The following is a 21,247-nucleotide window of genomic DNA, read 5'->3' on the forward strand; positions in this document are numbered from 1 at the left end:
TATTGGTTTAATTTTTAAGATTAGATAATCTCCACCCCCTGTTTCTGAAAACCTTTCAGTGCGGGGTCGGTTGGTTTTAGATTCGTAATCATCAAATCTAATTGCTGAAAATTGCAAACTCTGTGTGCTTCTTGCACATTTAGCTTCTCTTCAATAATGCAACAAACCGTTTTTTTGGCAGCTTGCATCATTTTTTGCTTGATTAATGACTCTTCATAATGGCGAATACTCAGCCCTTTGTCGGGATGAACGCCATTAACGCCCATGAAATAATAATCGGCATTGATGTGTTCGAGTTGGCGAGAAACCTCACTTCCGAGCGTAATCTGATAGCGTTTGAAGTATGTTCCGCCCAAAAAAATCACGTCGATTCTTGGGTGTTCGTTCAAGGCCATTGCCAGCGGCGTGCTATTGGTTACAATCGTTAGTTCGAGTGTTTTTGCCAATTGCTCAGCCATGAAAAAATTAGTCGTTCCACCGTCCATGATGATAGTTTGACGATTTTCAAAGAGTTTTTGGGCTTTTTTTGATAAAATACCCAATTCTTCACTACTGCTTGCTCCATTTGTTTTTGTTCCTAAAACCGACAAATAAGAGTTAGCCACCGCACCTCCGTGTACCTTTTTCAAGAACCCTTTATCTTCTAACTCAATAATGTCTCGGCGGATACTATCGTACGAAACATCCAAGAATTTTCCGAGTTCTACGAAGTTAATTTTCTTATCAGTATTTAGTTTTTCGAGTATTAAGCGTTGTCTTTCTTCCTTTAACATAATTCATTGCAAATATTTGTACAAATATTGCAAAAAAATGCAAATATTTCTTGACATTATCAAAAAACTTTGCATATCTTTGCAGTGTTCTTTTAGAATTGATAACCTATGATGAAATATATATGTCTCTAAGGGGTTGTTGGCTAACACTGGCAACCTAACAAGAGTACATAAATAAATTGAAGATTAGTACTTACCTATTATATATCACTTACCTAAAAAAATATATTGTCGTAGTTTTGTTTCATAATTTAAGTCAGAACACTTGTTTGAAGCTTAATTGAGTTTAAAATGGATAGGGTGGTCGGTTGTCAAACTGACCATTTTTTTTGCCTCAAATCGCCAAAAACTTAACTATTATTTCATGCAACATTCTATCTGTCAATACATTACAGTAGCTGCTAAGTATCTATAATTCTAACCGAGAAAAATACTCAGTTTTGGATTCTACCTAAAATTCTTATCTTCGTTTCAAAACTAACGAAAAACTTCATCTAAATGAATCAAAATATACAAAACGAAGATTCTAACAAACTTCTCAAACTCCTTGGCGTGGGTTTTGGTATTGCCGTAACCGTCGGTGGAACGATCGGAACGGGCATTTTGCGTAAACCTGGCCCAATTGCGGCTAATCTCGGCGACCCTTCGCTCATTATGTTGGTTTGGTTTTTGGTAAGTTTATATGCTTTTTTGGGTGTTCTTTGCACGATTGAGTTGGGCGTTTCTGTTCCTCGTGCGGGTGCGTGGTATGTGTATGCACGCCGAGCCTTTGGCGATTACGTAGGCTTCGTAACGGGCATCACGAGTTGGCTCGGAACTGTGGCAGCATTGGGTTTTGGAGCATATACGATGAGTGAGTACATTGCTCTCGTTTGGCCTGATACCGAGCCGATTATTCGCTGGATGGCAATCGGAATTCTCATCATTTTGATGGGTTTTCACTGGCTTGGCACAAAATCAGCAGGAAAATCGCAGGAAATTATGTCTTTTCTGAAAGCAATTGGGCTTTTTGCATTTATTGCGATGTGCTTTATTTATGGCGGAGATGTCAGCACCGAAGATTTAGTAGCTACCACTCAGCGAGTTGCTCAACCAGCTTTACTGACGGGGCTAATTATTGCTTTCCAACAAGTTTTTTACGCTTTTGATGGCTGGCACACAGCCGCCTATTTTACCGAAGAAAACACCGACCCTGCCAAAAACCTGCCCAAATCAATGATTAGTGGGGTTTTGGTGGTGATTTCTATTTATTTATTAGTCAATTTGGCTATTCTCTATATTATGCCGATTGAAGTATTGGCCACTTCAAAATTGGCCGCTGCCGATGCAATCCGATTGATTTTTGGCGAAAAATCGGGCAAAACAGTCACATTTTTCTTGATGGTTTCGATTCTCGGAATGTTAAACGCCCAAATTATGTTTGCTCCGAGAGTCATTTATTCGATGAGTAAAGATGGACTTTTCTTTAAATTGGCTCAAAAAGTAAACAGTGGCGGAACGCCCGCTTTTGCGATGCCATTGACAGGGATTTGTTCTATTTTGTTGATAATCAGTGGAAAAGATACCTGCGAACGCCTTTCTGATATTGCGGTTTTCTTTTTCGTAATGACTTACGTTGCAGGTTTTGCATCGGTTATTATGCTTCGTAGAAAAGAGCCAAATTTGCCTCGCCCTTATAAAGTAATCGGTTATCCCTTCATTCCCATTATACTGATTATTATCTCAATTATGTTTCTTGTCGGGGCAGTTTATTCCGACATACAAAGCAGTATGTATGCCCTTATTTTCTTGATTTTGAGTTATCCACTATTTTTGATGACAAAAAAAGTTAACCTTTAAAACCCTTTTCTAAAGTCAAATTGACTGTTTTTTTGATAAATTCAGAAAATTACTAACGCATTTTTTTAATTCTTTAGTAAATACTACAATCTTTGTAAAAACTTTAACCTATGACACGAAAATATGCACTTTTAGCAGTTGGCGAATTGCTGGCTGACTTTATTGGAATGGAAATTACGGAGGATATTTCGACAGCCGAAAGATTCCAACGTTTTCAGGGCGGAAGCCCCTCAAATTTAGCTGCCAATATGGCTCGTTTGGGAAATCATACTGCTATTGTTTCGTGCGTAGGTGATGATAATTTAGGAAAATATTTAGTAGAAAAAGTCCGTGAAACTGGCGTTGATGTCAGTCACGTTGGTGTAGATAAACAAGAGCCTTCGAGCATTGTGGTTGTGGCTCGCTCGAAGGGAACACCCGATTTTATTGCTTATCGAACTGCCGACCGCATGATTCGACCAAAGCATATTTCGGACGAATTATTGAGTCAAAGTGCCATTTTTCATACAACTTGCTTTGCTTTGAGCCAAAATCCTGCTCAGAAAACCATTGTTGATGCGGCTGAACGTGCAGCACAACTGGGTTGTCAGTTGAGTATTGATTTGAATTATGCCCCAACCATTTGGTCTGACCGAGAAGAGGCCATGCAGATAATTGAGGCATACATCAAACACGGAGCTTTAACAAAAATGAGTGAAGACGATGCCGAACGTTTGTACGGAAGAGTTATCGAACCCGAAGAAGCCATTGCCGACCTTCATCGCATGGGAGCATCGGTAGTCTGTTTCACGATGGGCGGTCGAGGAAGCATTATTTCGTATGAAAATGGCAACAAAAAGTTTGAAATGGCCGCTCGGAAAATCGAAGTAGTCGATGCCACAGGGGCAGGCGACTCTTACTGGTCAGGTTTCTTAACCGCATTTCTGGAAGGAAAAGACATTGAAACTTGTGCAAAAGCAGGTGTAAACATTGCGGTTTTGAAACTCACCACAATGGGGCCGCTACCATCGAAGGTAAGCAGAGCTATTTTGTACGAATAAATTTATAGTTATATAGTTGTTTGATTAACAGCCAGTTAAGATGTAAGCATTACCCCTAAAGCTGTGCGTTTTTAGAAATCCAAAGAAAATGAAACATTTTATCTCCTTGCACGATGTTGATAACGTGCAAGAATTAGTACAAGAAGGTATAAGACAAAAAGCAAATCGTTTCGCCGACCAAGCACTCGGAAAAAACAAAACCATTGGTTTACTTTTTTTCAATCAAAGTCTTCGCACTCGCCTTAGCACCCAAAAAGCTGCCGAAAACTTGGGAATGAATGTCTTGATGATGAATGTGGGGCAAGATAGCTGGCAACTCGAAATGGAAGATGGCGTAATTATGAACGGCGATAAAGCCGAACACGTAAAAGAAGCCGCTGCCGTGATTGGAAGTTACTGCGATATTATTGCAGTGCGTGCATTTGCAGGTTTGAAAGACCGTGACGCTGATTACAGAGAGATAGTAATGGAAAAATTTCGACAGTATGCAGGCGTACCAATCGTCAATTTAGAATCGGCTACTCGTCACCCTTGTCAATCTTTGGCCGATTTGATAACTATCGAAGAAACCAAGAAAATTGCTCGCCCAAAAGTTGTACTCACTTGGTTGCCGCATTTCAAACCATTGCCACAAGCCGTTGCCAATTCTTTTGCCGAATGGGTCAATAAAACTGATTACGAATTTGTTATCACTCACCCCGAAGGCTACGATTTAGCTCCCGAAATGGTAGGAAATGCCAAAGTAATTTACGACCAAAACGAAGCCCTCAAAGGTGCAGATTTTGTGTATGGTAAAAACTGGTCGTCGTATAATAATTACGGTCAAGTACTTTCGCAAGACCCTTCTTGGATGATTACCAAAGAAAAAATGGATTTGACCAACAATGGTCTTTTTATGCACTGCTTGCCAGTTCGTAGAAACCTCAAAGTGAGTGATTATGTGCTTGATAATCAGTCAGTTGTGGTTCAGCAAGCCGCAAATCGTGAATGGTCGGCTCAGGCAGTTTTGAAGACGATTTTGGCAGGGATGTAAGGTTTCAGAAAGTAGATAAATGCAAAAAATATAAGAAAACTTCGTACCTTTGGCATTTATACAAGAAAAATAAAATTATGATTATAGAACCAAGAATGAGAGGGTTTATATGTTTGACCGCACACCCAAAAGGTTGCGAAAAAAACATCTTAAATCAAATTGAGTTTACAAAATCACAAGGGCCAATTGATGGAGCAAAGAAAGTCTTAGTTATCGGGGCTTCAACAGGTTTTGGTCTTGCTTCAAGAATTACAAGTGCATTCGGCTCGAATGCCGCTACAATAGGTGTCTTTTTTGAAAAAGCTCCTGCACCAGGCAAAACCGCCTCACCAGGGTGGTATAATAGTGCCGCTTTCCAGCAAGAAGCCGAAAAAGCGGGTCTTTATGCCAAAAGTATCAACGGTGATGCCTTTTCTACGGAAGTAAAAAATAAAACAATCGAATTAATCAAAGCTGATTTAGGCCAAGTTGATTTGGTTATCTATAGTTTGGCATCGCCAGTACGCACAAATCCAGTTACGGGAGTATTGCATCGTTCGGTTTTGAAGCCAATCGGCAATGCTTTTACCAATAAAACAGTCGATTTCCACACAGGAAATGTTACTGATATTACGATTGCTCCTTGCACTGACGAGGACATCGAAAACACAGTAGCCGTAATGGGTGGCGAAGACTGGGAAATGTGGATTGATGCCCTTACCGAAGCCAACGCTCTATCAGAAAATGCTCTTACGATTGCTTATTCATACATCGGGCCATCATTGACCGAAGCCGTTTATCGCAAAGGAACAATCGGTCGTGCAAAAGACCATTTGGAAGCAACGGCTTTCAAGATTACTGATAAATTAGATAGCATCGGCGGAAAAGCTTATGTATCAGTTAATAAAGCTTTGGTTACGCAAGCGAGTTCGGCAATTCCAGTAATTCCTTTATATATTTCATTGTTGTACAAAAAAATGAAAGAAAAAGGCGTTCATGAAGGTTGTATCGAGCAAATAGTTCGCTTGTTTAAGGAGCGTCTTTACACAGGTCAAGCAATTCCAACTGACGAAAAAGGCAGAATCAGAATTGATGATTTAGAAATGGCTGATGATATTCAGGCAAAAGTTTCTGAATTGTGGGAACAAGCAACCACTGAAACCCTTCCAGTAATTGGTGATTTGAATGGCTACAAATCAGATTTTCTAAATCTTTTTGGTTTTGGCTTTGAAGGTGTTGATTATCAAGCAGATGTAAATGAAGTAGTTGAAATAGATGGCTTAGTTTAAGAAGTCAGTCTATCAATAAACACAAAAAAGGCGAAGAGAAATCTTCGCCTTTTTGTTATGAAGTCCTACAACCAATTAATTATTGACCAACAATGTCGGCTCTCATAGTACCTAATGCTCCTAATAAATCACGTCTTGGCTTCGATATTACATTGAATTTCATCAATGCCTTATCTAAATCTTCTACTAAGGCATTGAAATGTGCATCTGTAATTTTCATGCCTTTATGAGCAGTTTTCATGTCAAGACCAGTATATTTTTCTGGCCCACCTGTTGCTTGTCCAACTTGATTTATCAAGTTCATTTTCAATTTATTCAAACGAGCTGGGTCAGCAGCAGCAGCAGCAAAAAACGCATTGATACGTGCATCTCCCGCTACATTCGTAATAAATTGGTCGACAACTGCCGTAATTGCGGCATTTCCGCCTAACTGAGCATACAAAGAAGCATTTGGCTCCACGATGTCAGCTTTCATTGTTGCCAATGCACCTAATAATTCGTTCTTTTCAGTCATTGGAACATTAAATTTATCAAGAGCTTTCGATAAATCTTCTACCAATGCATTAAAATCTGCTTCTTGTACGTTCATACCTTTGTGAGCAGTTTTCATGTCAAGACCAGTATATTTTTCTGGTCCACCCGTTGCTTGTCCTACTTGATTAATAAGGTTGTTGCGTAATTTAGCCAAACGAGCTGGGTCGGCTGCAGCATCAGCAAAAAACACATTGATACGAGTATCAGCCGCAACATTCGCAATAAACTGGTCAATTACTGCCGAAATCGCACCATTTCCACCCAAACGTTCATACAACGATTTTGGTGGTTCTTCCACTGTCTCTTTGCAAGAGGTGAAAAACAAAGCACCTGCCAGCAATAAATAAATACTTTTTTTCATGATTGAAAAATTGGTTATAGTTTAAAATTTAAAAATGTACTCACAGCTTTATATGTCACAGATGCATTCTTTGAAAAATAGAAGGAAATAAAAAGTCCCTACGCAAAAAATACACTTGCGATAACAATCGAAAAAAGAAGTTTTGGGAAAGAAACCGAATTGATTGAAAGAAATTATTTCGGTTTATGATATTGTTTTTCTTTGAAAAACCTTCCGTTTATCTCAAACAAAGCGTTTTTTTCATATTCGTAAAGAAATCAATATACTCCATCGGGACGGGGCATTTAGGGCCATCCATTGTGGCAAAGTTTACTTTTGAGGCCACAACATCTTTTTGTTGAACAACCGACTTGAGCGTTTCTTCTGAAATCACATCGTCGTAGAAAGTCACACTTACAGTTTTGAATTGTGGATTTACAGTACAGGCCGTTACGCCTTTTGTGCCAGTAAGTTTTTGCGAAATGAGTGAGCTATCGGCTGCATTTACTTCCTTGTCTAAATCAAATACAGCTAAGTGTATTGGTTTTAAATCAAGTTTTTCTGAAAGCGGTGGCTCTTCCCAATTTGCCCAAACCAACATCGAGACAAAGAATGTAAGAGCTATCACTCCTGTCACTTTGGCGAATTTGAGAAAAAAATTTTTCATTGTCGTATAAGATTTGTTTTGTTACCTGAAACCATTTACGAACAATCTGATAGTTTGGATTTATTTATTAAAAGAATTAAAAAAACTTAGCTTGAACATAGGTACAAAAAAAGGTAGCAAATTTTAGTTTGCTACCTTTTTTATCGGGTTTGAACGATGAACTTATTTCAAATATCTTACAAATCAATTGAAATAGGTTGGGTTGAACAATCGCCGAAGCGAAAAAAGAGTTAGGTTGAATAGGGTAATGCAAATATAGCACATTTTCGAGAAAAAATATAAGACAGCAAAGCAATTTTAAAAAAAATTAATAATTTTTAATTTCAAGCACCAAAGTTTCACAATTACTGGGTGGTTGAGAGTCGATTTGCGTACTTATTTTATAGAAATAGCTCGTTTTGGCTTTCAATTCGGTCTTATCCTCAAAAACCGTTGTTCGGATTCCTGTTGGGGTGAGATTCTCAAAAACGTCCGACTCAGATGATTTTCGGAAAACATAAAACTTTGCAAAGTCGGCCAACTGAGCATCCCAGTTCAATACCACCGATTTTTTATCTCTTCCAGAAAGAAAATTAAGTTTAAAATTCTGCGGACAAAGTCCTACCGAATGGTTATTGACTGTAATCGGTACTTCGTTGGAAGCACAATTGGTTGTAGCCAGTCGCACGACATAGCTATAATTGACGCCAACTTCAGTGTTTGTATCTAAAAAAAATGGATTTCGAGTTGTGCCTATCGTCTGAAAAGCGGCTTTACCGACCGAGCGTTGAACGATATAATTCCCAGCATAATTGGCCGAATTTGCCTCTAATTTCCATGATAAATAAACATTGGGCTTATCGACACCTTGTAGCAAAGTAGCCGAAACTGCCGAGCAAAAGGCGTTAGTGGCCACAGCAGGAGCATAATAGCTCACAATCGTAGATACTACGGTATCTTTGATTGTTTTACTCAATAAGCGAAACGAAACTTTTCCACCACGAAAAGGTTCGGCCAATTCAATCGAACGTTGATTTGGCGTAATATCATCAGAAAGTACTTGAAAACCACCGTTATTTTCGGAGCGTTCGATACGAAAACCCTTTACGAGTGGCTCTTGATAAGTATCAAAATACCAATTTACTTTTACCCGATTATTGGGCAAAATTTCTATTGAGGTAAGGGCAGGAGGCGTAAAAGATGGAATAGGATCTTCAATAATCGTTCGTCCGCACCCCAGCATTTGGCAAATGCTTAAAAACAGGAATATCTTTATAAAGTTATGTTTCACAGTCGGCATTGATTGGTTTGCGTTTATCTTACAAAAATCGCTAACTTTGACGAGTTTTTCTAACAAACCTCTTTCTTTCTTATTGCCTAATGATAGTTCAAAAAGATGTACAACTCAAGCCATTCAATACTTTCGGAATCGAAGCAACAGCTAAATATTTTGTTGAAGTTTCGAATATTGAGCAACTAAAAGAAATCTTGCAAAATCCTGATTATCAATCAACTGAACGTTTGATTTTGGGAGGAGGAAGCAATATGCTGCTCACGAAAGACTTTGATGGTTTAGTGATAAAAATAGCTATCAAAGGCTTTGACGTTGTAGAAGAAAACGAAGATAATATCTGGATAAAAGCAGGTGCTGGCGTTGTTTGGCACGATTTGGTGATGCACTGCGTCAACCAAAATTATGCAGGAATGGAAAACTTATCACTGATTCCAGGAACGGTCGGTGCTGCTCCTATGCAAAATATTGGTGCGTATGGTATTGAAATAAAAGAAGTTTTTGAAGAATTAGAAGCTTTGGAAATCGAAACTGGTGAAATCAGAACTTTCGATAAAGCCACTTGTAATTTCGGCTACCGTGAAAGTATCTTCAAACACGAAGCCAAAGGCAAATATATTATTCTCAATGTCACTTTCAAACTCAGCAAAAAACCAACTTTTCATGTAGAATATGGTGCAATAAAAGATACTTTGGCCGAAATGGGAGTAACCGAAATGAGTATCAAAGCTATCAGCGATGCCGTGATTCATATTCGCCAAAGTAAACTACCCAACCCAGCCGAAATTGGCAATGCGGGAAGTTTCTTCAAAAACCCTGAGATTCCGAATACGCAATTTGAGGCTCTGAAAGCACAATTTCCAACGATTCCCTCTTACCCCGTCAACGAAATCACCACGAAAGTTCCTGCGGGTTGGCTAATTGAGCAAGCAGGTTGGAAAGGTCAACGTTTTGGCAATGTGGGAGTACACGCCAAACAGGCTTTGGTACTGGTCAATTACGGTGGAGGTAAAGGCGAAGAAATCAGAGATTTATCACAAAAAATACAGGCATCAGTCAAAGAAAAATTTGGGATTCAGCTTTCTGCTGAGGTTAATTTTATCTGAAAATAAAAATATTTTTCGTTTATAAAAATCTGATAATCAAGATCTTGTAATTTATTTCCTGCTTAATTATCAGATTTTTTATTTTTCTCTGCAACCCTCTCATCCATTTTCTGCATCTTCATTACGAAAAGCAAATTTTCAAAAACTACTGCAGCAGTTTTTCAAACATAGCTCGATGAGCGAGAGAAAATAGACAAAGGTTTCCATCGCCATCCGACACAAAATAATCATTCACATTCTGAATGCGGGTTGCCGCAAAAACTATAATTATGAAAACGCTTGTAAAAACAATCGCTGCTTTAGCTATAGCTATCACTGTAAATTCGGGTGCATTTGCCCAAGACGATGAAAACGATTCGAGAGAATACAAACAATCATCGCATTATTCACCAAAGAAACACAATATGTTTTCTCGCAAAGACTTTGGGTTGTATGTTGGGCTAAACACCTACGAAACAAAAAACTTGCCTGAGCTTGATAATGTACGTTCGAGATATGTAGCCTTAAACTGGAAGAAAAACCATCGCCTAATTACGGGTAATCATGTAGATGTGGCTCTCGGAACAGGCTTTGAGTTTGCTTGGAACAATTATATGATGAAAGAGAACATTCGCTTGGTAAATACCGCCAACGGTGCAGGATTTGTGGATGTAAAAGAAAACCTTGATAAATCGAAATTTGTGGTTTCGAGTTTCAATATTCCGATGATGTTGCAGTTTGGCTTTAAAGAAAGTAAATGGAGTCTTGGAGTTGGTGCTTACGGTGGTGCGAGAATCGGCAGCTATGTAAAAACTAAAGAAGAAACTGGAGCAAAAGAACACTTCAAAAGTGCTTATAATCTCAATAAATTCCACTACGGATTTGCCGCAGAATTAGGTCGTGAAGGTTTTGCTATCTTTGCTCGCTACGAAGCCACCCCACTTTTCAAAGACAATAACCCTATCAATGGTAATGCCATTTCATTCGGGATTCGTTTGTGAAATTAATGCAATTTCGGCGTAGAGACGTTGCATGCAACGTCTCTACAAAATATCAAAATCAAAGGCCTGAATATCGGGTGCTACAAAAGTCAACCGAGCTTCACGGGAAAGTAGTTTTTCACGAGTATAAAAGGTAAAAGCAGCGTTTCGGTTGCAATACTTACTTCTCAAAAAAGCATTGCAAACTTGCTCAAAATTTTGATTATCAGTCGAATTTCTTTGCCAAAATTCATTTAAAAGCCACACCCAAAATACCGTAATAGATTCATGGTAACCACTCGAATCGGTATTTTGTCCGCCACTTGCTTCGTTATAGGTTTTAATATTTTCTCTCATTTTCACGAGAGCATCTTCGTAATCAAAATTGGCTACGTGCCATAGACCAGCAATCAAATGAGCTTCGTGAGTCCACTCTTTGGCGGGAAGGGCTTTCGAGCGAAAACCTTCAATAATGTGGTCGAATTCGGCTTGCTTGGAGGGTATGAAGTAATCCATAAATCAAAATTTTCTTTGGATAATCTGACGAAATAATAAAAAATCAAGATTATTTCAAAATAATATTTCGGATCTGAAACAAGAACTTTATTTATGTTTACGTGTTACTTATAATTGTAAGCCTATTTTCTATCTTTGTCAAAAACTAAACCCTTAAAAACTATGCACATTTTCGACCATACCTTATTAAAAGTTATTCAGGTGCTTATTTCGCTTTTTGCGGGCGTACTTTTTCTCCAATCTGGCTTCGATAAAGTCTTCGATTTCAAAGGCAATAAAGGATACATTCAGAGTGTTTTTGCCAAAACGTTTTTCAATTCCTTTTCGGGAATTTTATTCGTAATCATTACAATATTGGAAGTCTTAGCTGGCTTGGCTTCTTTTTTTGGAGCTATTTTCTATTTCATCGAAGGACAAAAAGACTTTGCGATTCTTGGCTTAGAGCTATCGCTTCTTTCTATTTTGTGTTTGTTTACAGGCCAACGTATCGCTAAAGATTATGCTGGAGCAGCTTCATTGGTAGGATATTTCTTATTGATGGCTTTTGGATTATTTACCTTTGCTCTGGTGGGATAAACGTTTTTTCGGTGGCTGAGCGGAGCCGAAGCCACCGAAAACTACTCCGCTCAACCGCCCAATAAAACGAATACCGAAATTAACGATGGCTGAGCGAAATCGAAGTTCAAAACCAATCACTTTGCATGTCAATCGTCACGCTATCGGTGCTTTGTAGGCGTTTTACGAGCGAATCTACTTTTACTAATTCATATTCATAAAAATACCTCATCGTAGCCAATTTTCCTTGATAGAAATTTTGGTCAGCTTCGTGGGCATCATTTAGTTTTTCTTTCGCCACAATTCCTTGATTGAGCCATTGCCAAGCAATCGTGATGATGCCAAACATTTCAAGATAAAGCGTAGCATCGGCTAAAAACTTCTCTGTTTCTCCCTTTCCTGCCAAACCGAGTAAATAGCCTGTGGCTTGTTGGGCTTTAGCGAGTGCTTTTTGTAATTTTTCTACAAAAGGCTGCAAATCTTCGTTTTCAGAAGCTTTTGCCACAGTTTTGCTTACTTCTTCAAAGAAAATCTGAGCAGCTTTCCCGTTATGAATCGTAATTTTTCGACCCAATAAATCAAGTCCGTGAATACCAGTTGTGCCTTCGTGAATGGGGTGAATACGTGCCTCACGATAATATTGCTCGACCGTAAAATCGGTCGTATAACCAGCTCCTCCCAAAACCTGCACGGCTGCACTCGTCGAAAGGCAACACATTTCCGATGGATACGATTTAGCCACTGGCGTAAGCAAATCGAGCAGCAAATTGGCTCGTTCTTTTGTCTCACCTTCTTCTACGTGAATCAAATCTGATAATTTACTACAGTATAAAAGTAAAGCTAATGAACCTTCAACAACTGATTTCTGGAACAACAACATTCTTTTCACATCAGCATGATTGATAATGGTGGTCTGTGGCTTCGTAGGGTCTTTCTCCGAAATCTTTCTGCCTTGCGGACGCTCTTTTGCATAGGCTAACGAAGTGTAGTAGGATGCCGTACCGATTGCAGTAGCGTTCAAACCAACACTAATTCGAGCTTCGTTCATGAGCTGAAACATATAACTCAAACCTTTGTGTGGTTCGCCCACCAAGTAGCCCAAAGCACCATCATTCGAGCCAATACTCAAATGAGCAATCGGAGCTCCTTTGTAGCCCATTTTATGGAAAATTCCAGCCGTAATTACATCATTATCAATTAGTTCTCCATTTTCGGGGCGTTTCTGTGGTACTACGAAAAGTGAAATTCCTTTTGCTCCAATCGGCCCGCCTTTTATTTTGGCAAGCATGAGGTGAACGATGTTTTCGCAAGCATCGTGATCGCCCGCCGAAATATAGATTTTCTGTCCGTTTATTTTATATACTCCCTCTATTTCGGTTGGTTCGGCACTCGTTGAGATGTCAGAAAGTGAACTTCCTGCATCAGGTTCGGTCAAAGCCATTGTTCCTTGCCACTTACCCGAATACATATCGGGTGTGAATCTATCAATCAATTCTTGCGAACCAAAAGTACGAATCAAATTGGCCGAACCGCCACTCATAAACGAGAAAATACTCGAAGAATAATTGGCTGCTTGAAAGATAAATCCAGCAGCATTCAAAATCGTAGTTGGCAATTGCTGACCACCTTCATCGTAGCGAAAGGCGGCATTTACCCAGCCATCTTCACCCATTTTTTTGATGATTGCCTTCATGCCTTCGTGAATTCTGATTTTGCCATCGACTAACTGCGGCTCTTTTCTGTCCATTTCGGTCAGAAGTGGACGCATCATTTTGGTGGCAATGCCTTCGGCAGCCTCAAGCACCATATCAAACGACTCTCGGTTGTGGTCTTGAAAATATTCGTACTTGGTAAGTGATTCACTATCAAGTACTTCAAATAATTGAAATTGTAAATCTCGTTTTGAGTAAAACATGGTTTTTAGTTTTTTTATCACGAAGACACGAAGTGAAACTATTGTGTTCTTTGTGTCTATGTGGTAATCTTTTTATTTGATAGGATGAATACAATTATGGAAACACCAACTCCCAAGACACTACCCGCAAAGACATCTCTCGGGAAATGCTGAAAAAGGTACATTCGAGAATAGCCCACGAGCATAGCAATAATCAAAGCAATGATTGCGGGAGAAGTTCTTTTCTGCAAAAACAAGCATACACACGCAAAAGTAAAGGCCGTCATGGTATGCCCCGATGGAAAACTTTGCCAATGGTGCATCGTTACGCCATCGACCAAGTGAATAGCTTGGTCTGAATGTTGATAAACTTCAATCGGTCGTGGAAAATTAAAGATATTTTTCAACGAAACCGACACTAAAACTTTTGATAGCCAAGTTATTAGAAGTACTTTTATCGCTTGATTATTCTCTATTCCTTTTATATACTTTTCAAAAGCGAAATGAAGAAATAAGGCCAGCCAAATTGTGTCCTCGCCGAGCAGTGTTACATAGTAAAAAAAACTATCTAAAAGAGAGTTATGATGCTGGTTTATCCAAAACATTATCTCGGTTGGTGAAAAAAGTAGCTGTAAAATAGACCCTAAAATCACCCAAACGAAGAAAATAATGAAAAATAAACGATTATTAGTAAGTATTTTAAGCATTTTCTCTAAGAAACTTTCGTAATTCCAAAATTAGCCGTAAATTTGCAACCTTTCTGTGAAAACGTGGGCAAGATACTATCAAAATACGACATTAACATTCAAGGACTCGAAGAAAAGGTTCATACGTTTGAATTCGAGGGCGATGATAAGTTTTTTTGGGCTTTCGAGCAGAGTTTTATTACGAAGGGAAATTTTAAAGCCATCGTAAGACTCAACAAGAATTCAGCCTTGATCCAGTTGGACTTCGATATTACGGCAACCGTCGAATTGACTTGCGACCGAAGTCTCGAATTATTTGATGAAGAAGTGCAGGTTGAGGAAAGATATATTTATAAATTTGGCGACCGTTATGAAGAAATCACCGACGAAATCGAGATGATTCCTTACGGAGCCGACACTATCAATATTGCACAACACATTTATGATTTTATTGGCATTTCGCTTCCGATGAAGAAGCTACATCCAAGATTCAGAGATGAAGATATTGAAGAAGAGGGTTTATTGGTTTATACTTCCGAAAAAGAAGAAGAGCCAACCGATGAGCCAAAAGAGCAAGAAATCGACCCGAGATGGGCGGCTCTAAATAAATTAAGAATGAATAATTAAGAGCGGTTCGCCGCAGCGATTAAGAATTGGCTTTCGAGCAAATATTCTTTTTCTCAGATTAATTCAGATATATAAATTTTGTAAATAGTTAATTGTTAATAGTAAAATGGCACATCCTAAGAGAAGACATTCGACAACAAGAAGAGATAAGCGTAGAACGCACGATTCTTTATCAACTAAAGCCTTATCGGTAGATGCTACTACTGGCGAAATTCACGTTCGTCACCGTGCACACGTATTTGAAGGTAACTTATTCTATAAAGGCAAATTAGTTGCTGAAGGCTACCAAAAAGCTTAATAATACTTGTGGCTGGATACTGGTTACTTACCTAATAAATTACGTGCATAGCACCTAATACACGCCAGTAGCCGTTACCCAAAAACAAATATTTACTCAACCAAGAGATTGCTTTTATGAAAATTGCCGTAGATGTTATGGGGGGTGATTTTGCTCCCAAAGCTATCGTCGAAGGTGCTGTCATGGCCGCCAACCAATTACCCGAAGGTGTAAAACTGGTGTTGATTGGCAAACAAGGCATAATGCTTGATATTTTACGAACGATGAAATATCCTGCTCATGCTATTGAAATGGTTAATGCTGACGATGTTATCGAGATGGGTGAACATCCTACAAGGGCTTTTTCTCAGAAACCCAATTCCAGCATTGGAGTTGGGTTTAAACTTTTAAAGGAGAAACAAGTCGATGCTTTTTGTAGTGCCGGAAATACGGGTGCTATGATGGTAGGTTCACTCTTTACAGTTAAAACCGTTGGAAATATCCAACGCCCACCCATTGCGGGTTTTCTTCCCCTAAAAAATGGCGGTTATAGCCTGATGCTTGATATTGGTGCTAACGCTGACTGCAAACCCGAGGTTTTGGCCGAATTTGCCGAACTTGGCTCGCTTTATTCAAAATTCTCATTCGGAATTGAAAATCCTAAAGTTGCTCTTCTCAATATCGGAGAAGAAGAACAAAAAGGCTCGACGGTTGTACAAGCTGCTCATCAATTATTGAAAATTAACAAAAAAATCAACTTTGTCGGAAACGTAGAAGGACGTGATTTATTTGATGGAAAAGCTGATGTAATCGTGACCGAAGGTTTTACAGGAAATGTTATCTTCAAAATGGGTGAGTCGTTCTACGATTACGCCGCCGAAAAAGGTATCAAAGATCCCCTCATCGACCGTATGAACTACGAAGTTAGTGGTGGAAGCCCGATTATTGGTATCAAAGGCAATGTAATTGTAGCACACGGAATTTCATCGCCCGAAGCTATTAAAAATATGATTTTCTTGGCTATTCGCCAAGTAGAATCAAAAGTAACCGAACATATTATCGAATCTTACGAGGACTAAAAACGGTCAGTGCCGCAGGTATTTTACCTATGGTTTGCCCTTTCTTTTTTTCATTGGAAATAAGTTTTTAAAATTTACCTCTTAACTAAACGGTCAGTACCTTTTCGGTTCAGACCCTATATATAAATGAAATTAAAAGCAGCTATCACTGGTATTCATGGCTATGTGCCAGAAGATATTTTGACCAACGAAGATTTAGAAAAATTGGTTGATACAAACGATGAGTGGATTACAACTCGAACTGGTATCAAAGAACGCCATATTTTGAAAGGAGAAGGTTTGGCAACTTCATACATGGCCTCAGAAGCGGTGAAAGGCTTACTTGCAAAAACAGGAACTGATCCTAAAGATATTGAATTGGTAATATGTGCAACGGTAACACCTGACTACATGTTCCCTTCGACAGCCAATTTGGTTTGTACCCAATGTGGTATTCCAAGTATTGGTAGTTTTGATATTCTGGCGGCTTGTTCGGGATTTTTGTATGCACTTTCTGTAGGATCGCAATTTATTGAATCGGGCAGACACAAAAAAGTAATCGTTATTGGTGCTGATAAAATGTCGGCAATCGTTGATTATACCGACCGTACGACTTGTGTACTTTTCGGTGATGGTGCAGGAGCTGTTTTGCTCGAACCAACTACCGAAAATGAAGGTGTAATGGATTTTATCTTGAAATCAGATGGTACTGGCGAAAATCATTTAATTATGAAAGGTGGTGGAAGTCGTTTCCCAGCCAGTCACGAAACCGTTGATAATAGATGGCACAATATTCACCAAGAAGGGCCATCTGTATTCAAATTTGCCGTAACTAATATGGCAGATGTTTCGGCCGAAATCATGGAAAAAAACAATCTTACGGGCGAAGACGTAGCATGGTTAGTTCCACACCAAGCCAACAAACGTATCATTGATGCCACGGCTCGCCGTATGGGGATTGGTGATGAGAAAGTAATGCTCAATATCCAAAGATACGGTAATACAACTGCTGCAACAATTCCATTATGTTTATTTGATTACGAAAAACAGATCAAAAAAGGCGATAACCTTATTTTAGCCGCTTTTGGTGGAGGGTTCACATGGGGAGCAGCTTATGTAAAATGGGCAATTGATTGATTTTATCTGCAAAGCCCTGAATATTAGCACAATAGCTGTTTTTTAGTATAAGTACTCAAATCATTACAAGCATATTTGAGTATAAAACACAACTATAAAGCAATGAAAAAACTGATATTATTCTGTATTATTTGTTTTCTTTCATCAAAAGTAACAGCTCAAAGGGCCAAAGTCAGTCAAGTATTTTCTTTGGGTGGGGCTTTTAGTAGTGGTCAGTTTATTCCAACTACAAGTTTTGGAGAGCAAGTTTTTTTTGGGAATAATTATAAATTTTCAATAGGCTCAGGAATTAGAATGACTGTATTTTCGGCCAAAGAAAATACATTTACAGGCCTGAAAAAACCATATTTATCGTCAACGATTACTCCCTTGACTCGTGAAAATATGGTGATTATCAATGCTCCAATTATAGCCGAATATCACGGAAATAAAATTGTGGCAGGTTTCAATATTGATTTGATAGGACTGACTTTCGGAAAAAGCAAAGATTCTTTAGCTATCAGTAATTACACTGGCTCAACTGAAAATCTGTCGGTCAAACCAACAACATTCAACTTTGCACTTGGCAGTGCTGGCAGCACAAATAATGAGGTCTATATTGGTTTCCGAATCAGAGAAGAAATAACGATAAAAGCAGGGGTTAGTTTCTTATTTACTATGTTAAACTTACGCTCAACCACCGAAGAGCAAATTAAGAAATTAGGAAACTTTGGCCATCGCATGAACGCAATCCCTTTTATAAATCTCACTTTTAATTTTGAGAAATGACTTATAATTGGTTGATAATTAATTACTTACGAATAAATAATTTAAGATATATTTAGTAATGGCAACAACAGCAGATTTTAGAAATGGTCTTTGTTTGGAATGGAATAATGACCTTTACTCAATCGTAGAATTTCAACACGTAAAACCAGGTAAAGGCCCAGCTTTTGTAAGAACAAAGTTGAGAAATATCAAAACAGGCAGAGTAATTGATAATACATTTACATCAGGCGTAACGGTTACGACCGCTCGTATCGAAAAAAGAGAATTTCAGTTCCTTTATAAAGATGAGGATGGCTATAATTTCATGGAAACCGAAACTTTCGAGCAATTTAATCTCGACGAGAAAATGGTTCCACAAGCCGATTTGATGAAAGATGGCCAAGCGGTATCGGTATTGGTTCACGCCGAAACAGAGACAATCCTTAGTGTTGAGCTTCCTCAATACGTTGAACTTCGTGTAACTTACACCGAGCCAGGTTTGAAAGGCGATACTTCGACCAGCCCAAGCAAACCAGCAACAGTTGAGACTGGTGCAACCATCAAAGTGCCTCTTTTCATCGAAAACGATGAATTGATTCGTGTAAATACGAACACTTACGAATACGATTCAAGAGTAAAAGAAGGCAGATAAGCAATAACTTAACTTATCTCTAAAAGCTCTTTTTGAATGTTCAAAACGAAATATTATCATAGACGATATCTTCAAAGATTTGAAAAGTAGCAAAGAATTAGGTAGCTCCGAAATCATATTTCTGCTTTTCTTATTTCTTTGTAGGTATCGTCTTTCTTTTTACATTTGTACGGTAAATACTCAAAAACCACGAATAATCTTATACCCTTCATGGAAACAAAAGACATCCAAAAACTAATAGATTTTATATCTCAATCAGGCTTAGACGAAGTAAACATCGAAACTTCGGAGTTGAAACTTGCTATTAAGCGTTATTCAAATGCTGCTCCAGTAGCTGTTCAAGCACAACCTGCTTATGTTGCTCCAGCTCCAGCAGTTGCTGCTCCAGCACCTGCACCAGTAGCTGCTCCTGCAACTCCAGCAGCCGCTCCTGCACCAACAGCCGAAGCAAGCAACTTAATCACCATCAAATCACCGATGATTGGTACATTCTACCGCTCGCCTGGCCCAGATAAAGCTAACTTCGTTGAAGTAGGCGATGAAGTATCAACAGGAAAAGTGGTTTGTATCATTGAAGCAATGAAATTATTCAACGAGATTGAATCAGAAGTTTCTGGTAAAATCGTTAAAGTTTTGGTTGAAAACGCAACTCCAGTAGAGTTCGACCAGCCTTTGTTCTTGGTTGAGCCAAACTAATTTGAAAATAAGTGAGTTTGAAGATGTATCCCAACTGGATTTCTTTCAAAGTTTCAAATTTTAACAATTTCCAAATTCGAGAATCGTGTTCAAAAAAATATTAATAGCCAATCGAGGCGAAATCGCCCTCCGTATTATCAGAACTTGCCGTGAAATGGGCATTAAAACAGTAGCGGTCTATTCTACTGCCGACCGTGAAAGTCTGCACGTAAGATTTGCCGATGAAGCTGTTTGTATTGGGCCTGCTCCCAGCCGACAATCATACTTGAACATTCCGAGTATCATTTCGGCGGCTGAAATTACAAATGCTGATGCTATTCACCCAGGCTACGGTTTTTTGTCGGAAAATGCTGAATTTTCGAGAATTTGTGCCGAATATGGCATCAAATTTATCGGTGCAACCGCCGACCAAATCAACTCAATGGGTGATAAAGCAACTGCCAAAGCAACCATGAAAGATTCGGGTGTTCCCGTAATTCCAGGTTCTGAAGGCTTGCTCGAATCGGTTGAAGAAGGTATCCGCCTTTCGGAAGAAATGGGGTATCCTGTTATCATCAAAGCAACTGCTGGTGGTGGTGGCCGTGGTATGAGAATTATCAACAACTCATCGGAATTCCAAAAAGCATGGGACGACGCCAAAATGGAGTCGGGTGCGGCTTTTGGAAACGATGGTTTATATTTAGAAAAATTTATCGAAGAACCTCGCCACATCGAGATTCAGATTGTGGGCGACCAAAACGGTCGAGTTTGTCACCTTTCTGAGCGTGATTGTTCGATTCAACGTCGTCACCAAAAATTGGTTGAAGAAACTCCTTCACCGATTGTTTCGCAAGAATTACGTGAAGAAATGGGTGCAGCAGCCATCAAAGGTGCAGCTGCTATTGGCTACGAAGGTGCAGGAACAATAGAGTTTTTGGTGGATAAACACGGTAAATTCTACTTCATGGAAATGAATACTCGTATTCAGGTGGAACACCCGATTACGGAAGAAGTTACTGATTTCGATTTGATTAAAGAGCAAATCAAAGTAGCAGCGGGTGTACCGATTTCGGGTAAAAACTATTTCCCGAAATTGTATGCAATGGAGTGCCGTATCAATGCCGAAGACCCTCGCAATGGTTTCCGTCCATCGCCAGGTAAAATCACAAATCTGCACTTCCCAGGTGGGCACGGTGTGCGTATCGACAGCCATGTTTATGCGGGCTATACGATTCCATCAAACTACGACTCAATGATTGCCAAACTTATCGTTACGGGCCAATCAAGAGAAGAAGTTTTGACTCGTATGAAGCGTGCTTTGCAAGAGTTTGTAATTGAAGGTATCAAAACTACTATTCCGTTCCACATCAAATTGATGGATGACGAGACTTTCAAATCTGGTAAATTCACAACCAAATTCTTGGAAAGTTTTGATTTCAGTGAGCTGTAAGAAAAAGATACTGGAATGGTAATTGAAAGAAATTACGGCAGACGAAAGACCTATTTCGGAGGTGACTCTTAGGAGAGGTTAGCTTTGGTAAAGACCAATAGATTTAATGTTTATAGAAAAAAAATGCAGCCTTAAAGCTGCATT

Annotated in this window: 22 protein-coding genes; 15 read left to right on the forward strand and 7 right to left on the reverse strand. The window is 39.0% G+C overall.

Going from position 1 to position 21,247, the window contains the following annotated elements:
* Nucleotides 1-20: 20 nt before the first annotated feature.
* Nucleotides 21-773, reverse strand: coding sequence for a DeoR/GlpR family DNA-binding transcription regulator (locus tag ABR854_RS16140; RefSeq protein ID WP_350266491.1), 753 nt, complete (start codon nt 771-773; stop codon nt 21-23).
* 498 nt (nt 774-1,271) lie between these two features.
* Between ABR854_RS16140 and ABR854_RS16145 the strand changes: the two genes are divergently transcribed.
* The 4 genes from ABR854_RS16145 to fabV all read left to right on the forward strand — a co-directional run bounded on the left by ABR854_RS16145 (nt 1,272) and on the right by fabV (nt 5,953).
* Nucleotides 1,272-2,612, forward strand: a complete 1,341-nt coding sequence (locus ABR854_RS16145; protein WP_350266493.1) for an APC family permease — start codon at nt 1,272-1,274, stop codon at nt 2,610-2,612.
* Between the two features lie 110 nt (nt 2,613-2,722).
* Nucleotides 2,723-3,652: a carbohydrate kinase family protein gene (locus tag ABR854_RS16150; RefSeq protein WP_350266495.1), complete on the forward strand. Its 930-nt coding sequence runs from the start codon at nt 2,723-2,725 to the stop codon at nt 3,650-3,652.
* Between the two features lie 88 nt (nt 3,653-3,740).
* Nucleotides 3,741-4,685 (forward strand): N-acetylornithine carbamoyltransferase, encoded by a 945-nt coding sequence (locus tag ABR854_RS16155; protein WP_350266497.1) that lies wholly within the window; start codon nt 3,741-3,743, stop codon nt 4,683-4,685.
* A gap of 77 nt (nt 4,686-4,762) precedes the next feature.
* Nucleotides 4,763-5,953: an enoyl-ACP reductase FabV gene (fabV, locus tag ABR854_RS16160; protein WP_350266499.1), complete on the forward strand. Its 1,191-nt coding sequence runs from the start codon at nt 4,763-4,765 to the stop codon at nt 5,951-5,953.
* A 79-nt stretch (nt 5,954-6,032) separates the two neighbouring features.
* On the opposite strand, the gene ABR854_RS16165 is transcribed toward fabV, so the two are convergent.
* The 3 genes from ABR854_RS16165 to ABR854_RS16175 form a co-directional block, all read right to left on the reverse strand.
* Nucleotides 6,033-6,848, reverse strand: a complete 816-nt coding sequence (locus tag ABR854_RS16165) for a group I truncated hemoglobin (RefSeq protein WP_350266501.1) — start codon at nt 6,846-6,848, stop codon at nt 6,033-6,035.
* A 217-nt stretch (nt 6,849-7,065) separates the two neighbouring features.
* Entirely contained in the window at nt 7,066-7,494 is a 429-nt protein-coding gene (locus ABR854_RS16170; protein WP_350266503.1) for a hypothetical protein, read from the reverse strand.
* 307 nt (nt 7,495-7,801) lie between these two features.
* Nucleotides 7,802-8,764, reverse strand: a complete 963-nt coding sequence (locus tag ABR854_RS16175) for a fibronectin type III domain-containing protein (protein WP_350266505.1) — start codon at nt 8,762-8,764, stop codon at nt 7,802-7,804.
* 89 nt (nt 8,765-8,853) lie between these two features.
* On the opposite strand from ABR854_RS16175, the gene murB reads away from it, so the two are divergent.
* Together murB and ABR854_RS16185 are read left to right on the forward strand one after the other, a co-directional pair.
* The gene (gene murB / locus ABR854_RS16180) at nt 8,854-9,870 is read left to right on the forward strand and encodes a UDP-N-acetylmuramate dehydrogenase (RefSeq protein WP_350266507.1); all 1,017 of its coding nucleotides are present in this window, start codon (nt 8,854-8,856) and stop codon (nt 9,868-9,870) included.
* Between the two features lie 269 nt (nt 9,871-10,139).
* The gene (locus ABR854_RS16185; protein ID WP_350266509.1) at nt 10,140-10,850 is read left to right on the forward strand and encodes an outer membrane beta-barrel protein; all 711 of its coding nucleotides are present in this window, start codon (nt 10,140-10,142) and stop codon (nt 10,848-10,850) included.
* 42 nt (nt 10,851-10,892) lie between these two features.
* Here ABR854_RS16185 and ABR854_RS16190 read toward each other — a convergent pair whose 3' ends face one another.
* Nucleotides 10,893-11,345 (reverse strand): hypothetical protein, encoded by a 453-nt coding sequence (locus tag ABR854_RS16190; protein WP_350266511.1) that lies wholly within the window; start codon nt 11,343-11,345, stop codon nt 10,893-10,895.
* Nucleotides 11,346-11,507: 162 nt separating this feature from the next.
* On the opposite strand from ABR854_RS16190, the gene ABR854_RS16195 reads away from it, so the two are divergent.
* Nucleotides 11,508-11,921, forward strand: coding sequence for a DoxX family protein (locus ABR854_RS16195; protein WP_350266513.1), 414 nt, complete (start codon nt 11,508-11,510; stop codon nt 11,919-11,921).
* Between the two features lie 106 nt (nt 11,922-12,027).
* Here ABR854_RS16195 and ABR854_RS16200 read toward each other — a convergent pair whose 3' ends face one another.
* Together ABR854_RS16200 and ABR854_RS16205 are read right to left on the reverse strand one after the other, a co-directional pair.
* Nucleotides 12,028-13,815 (reverse strand): acyl-CoA dehydrogenase, encoded by a 1,788-nt coding sequence (locus ABR854_RS16200; protein ID WP_350266515.1) that lies wholly within the window; start codon nt 13,813-13,815, stop codon nt 12,028-12,030.
* Nucleotides 13,816-13,871: 56 nt separating this feature from the next.
* On the reverse strand, nt 13,872-14,501 hold the full coding sequence (locus ABR854_RS16205) for a phosphatase PAP2 family protein (RefSeq protein ID WP_350266516.1): 630 nt from the start codon (nt 14,499-14,501) through the stop codon (nt 13,872-13,874).
* A 63-nt stretch (nt 14,502-14,564) separates the two neighbouring features.
* Here ABR854_RS16205 and ABR854_RS16210 point away from each other — a divergent pair, with 63 nt between their 5' ends.
* The 8 genes from ABR854_RS16210 (at nt 14,565) to accC (ending at nt 21,103) form a co-directional block, all read left to right on the forward strand.
* Entirely contained in the window at nt 14,565-15,107 is a 543-nt protein-coding gene (locus tag ABR854_RS16210; protein ID WP_350266517.1) for a YceD family protein, read from the forward strand.
* Between the two features lie 106 nt (nt 15,108-15,213).
* Nucleotides 15,214-15,405, forward strand: coding sequence for a 50S ribosomal protein L32 (gene rpmF, locus ABR854_RS16215; protein ID WP_188770167.1), 192 nt, complete (start codon nt 15,214-15,216; stop codon nt 15,403-15,405).
* Between the two features lie 116 nt (nt 15,406-15,521).
* Complete coding sequence (gene plsX / locus ABR854_RS16220) at nt 15,522-16,463, forward strand: phosphate acyltransferase PlsX (RefSeq protein WP_350266520.1); 942 nt, start codon at nt 15,522-15,524, stop codon at nt 16,461-16,463.
* A 126-nt stretch (nt 16,464-16,589) separates the two neighbouring features.
* On the forward strand, nt 16,590-17,579 hold the full coding sequence (locus ABR854_RS16225; RefSeq protein WP_350266522.1) for a beta-ketoacyl-ACP synthase III: 990 nt from the start codon (nt 16,590-16,592) through the stop codon (nt 17,577-17,579).
* 102 nt (nt 17,580-17,681) lie between these two features.
* On the forward strand, nt 17,682-18,347 hold the full coding sequence (locus ABR854_RS16230) for a hypothetical protein (protein ID WP_350266523.1): 666 nt from the start codon (nt 17,682-17,684) through the stop codon (nt 18,345-18,347).
* Between the two features lie 58 nt (nt 18,348-18,405).
* Nucleotides 18,406-18,978, forward strand: coding sequence for an elongation factor P (gene efp / locus ABR854_RS16235; protein ID WP_350266525.1), 573 nt, complete (start codon nt 18,406-18,408; stop codon nt 18,976-18,978).
* A 210-nt stretch (nt 18,979-19,188) separates the two neighbouring features.
* Nucleotides 19,189-19,674 carry an acetyl-CoA carboxylase biotin carboxyl carrier protein gene (gene accB, locus ABR854_RS16240; RefSeq protein WP_350266527.1) on the forward strand — a complete coding sequence of 162 codons (486 nt, stop codon included), beginning with the start codon at nt 19,189-19,191 and terminating at the stop codon, nt 19,672-19,674.
* Nucleotides 19,675-19,759: 85 nt separating this feature from the next.
* Nucleotides 19,760-21,103 carry an acetyl-CoA carboxylase biotin carboxylase subunit gene (gene accC / locus ABR854_RS16245; protein WP_350266529.1) on the forward strand — a complete coding sequence of 448 codons (1,344 nt, stop codon included), beginning with the start codon at nt 19,760-19,762 and terminating at the stop codon, nt 21,101-21,103.
* The last annotated feature ends 144 nt before the right edge of the window (nt 21,104-21,247 follow it).

The organism is Emticicia sp. W12TSBA100-4 (genome assembly GCF_040253585.1).
Taxonomy (GTDB): domain Bacteria; phylum Bacteroidota; class Bacteroidia; order Cytophagales; family Spirosomataceae; genus Emticicia.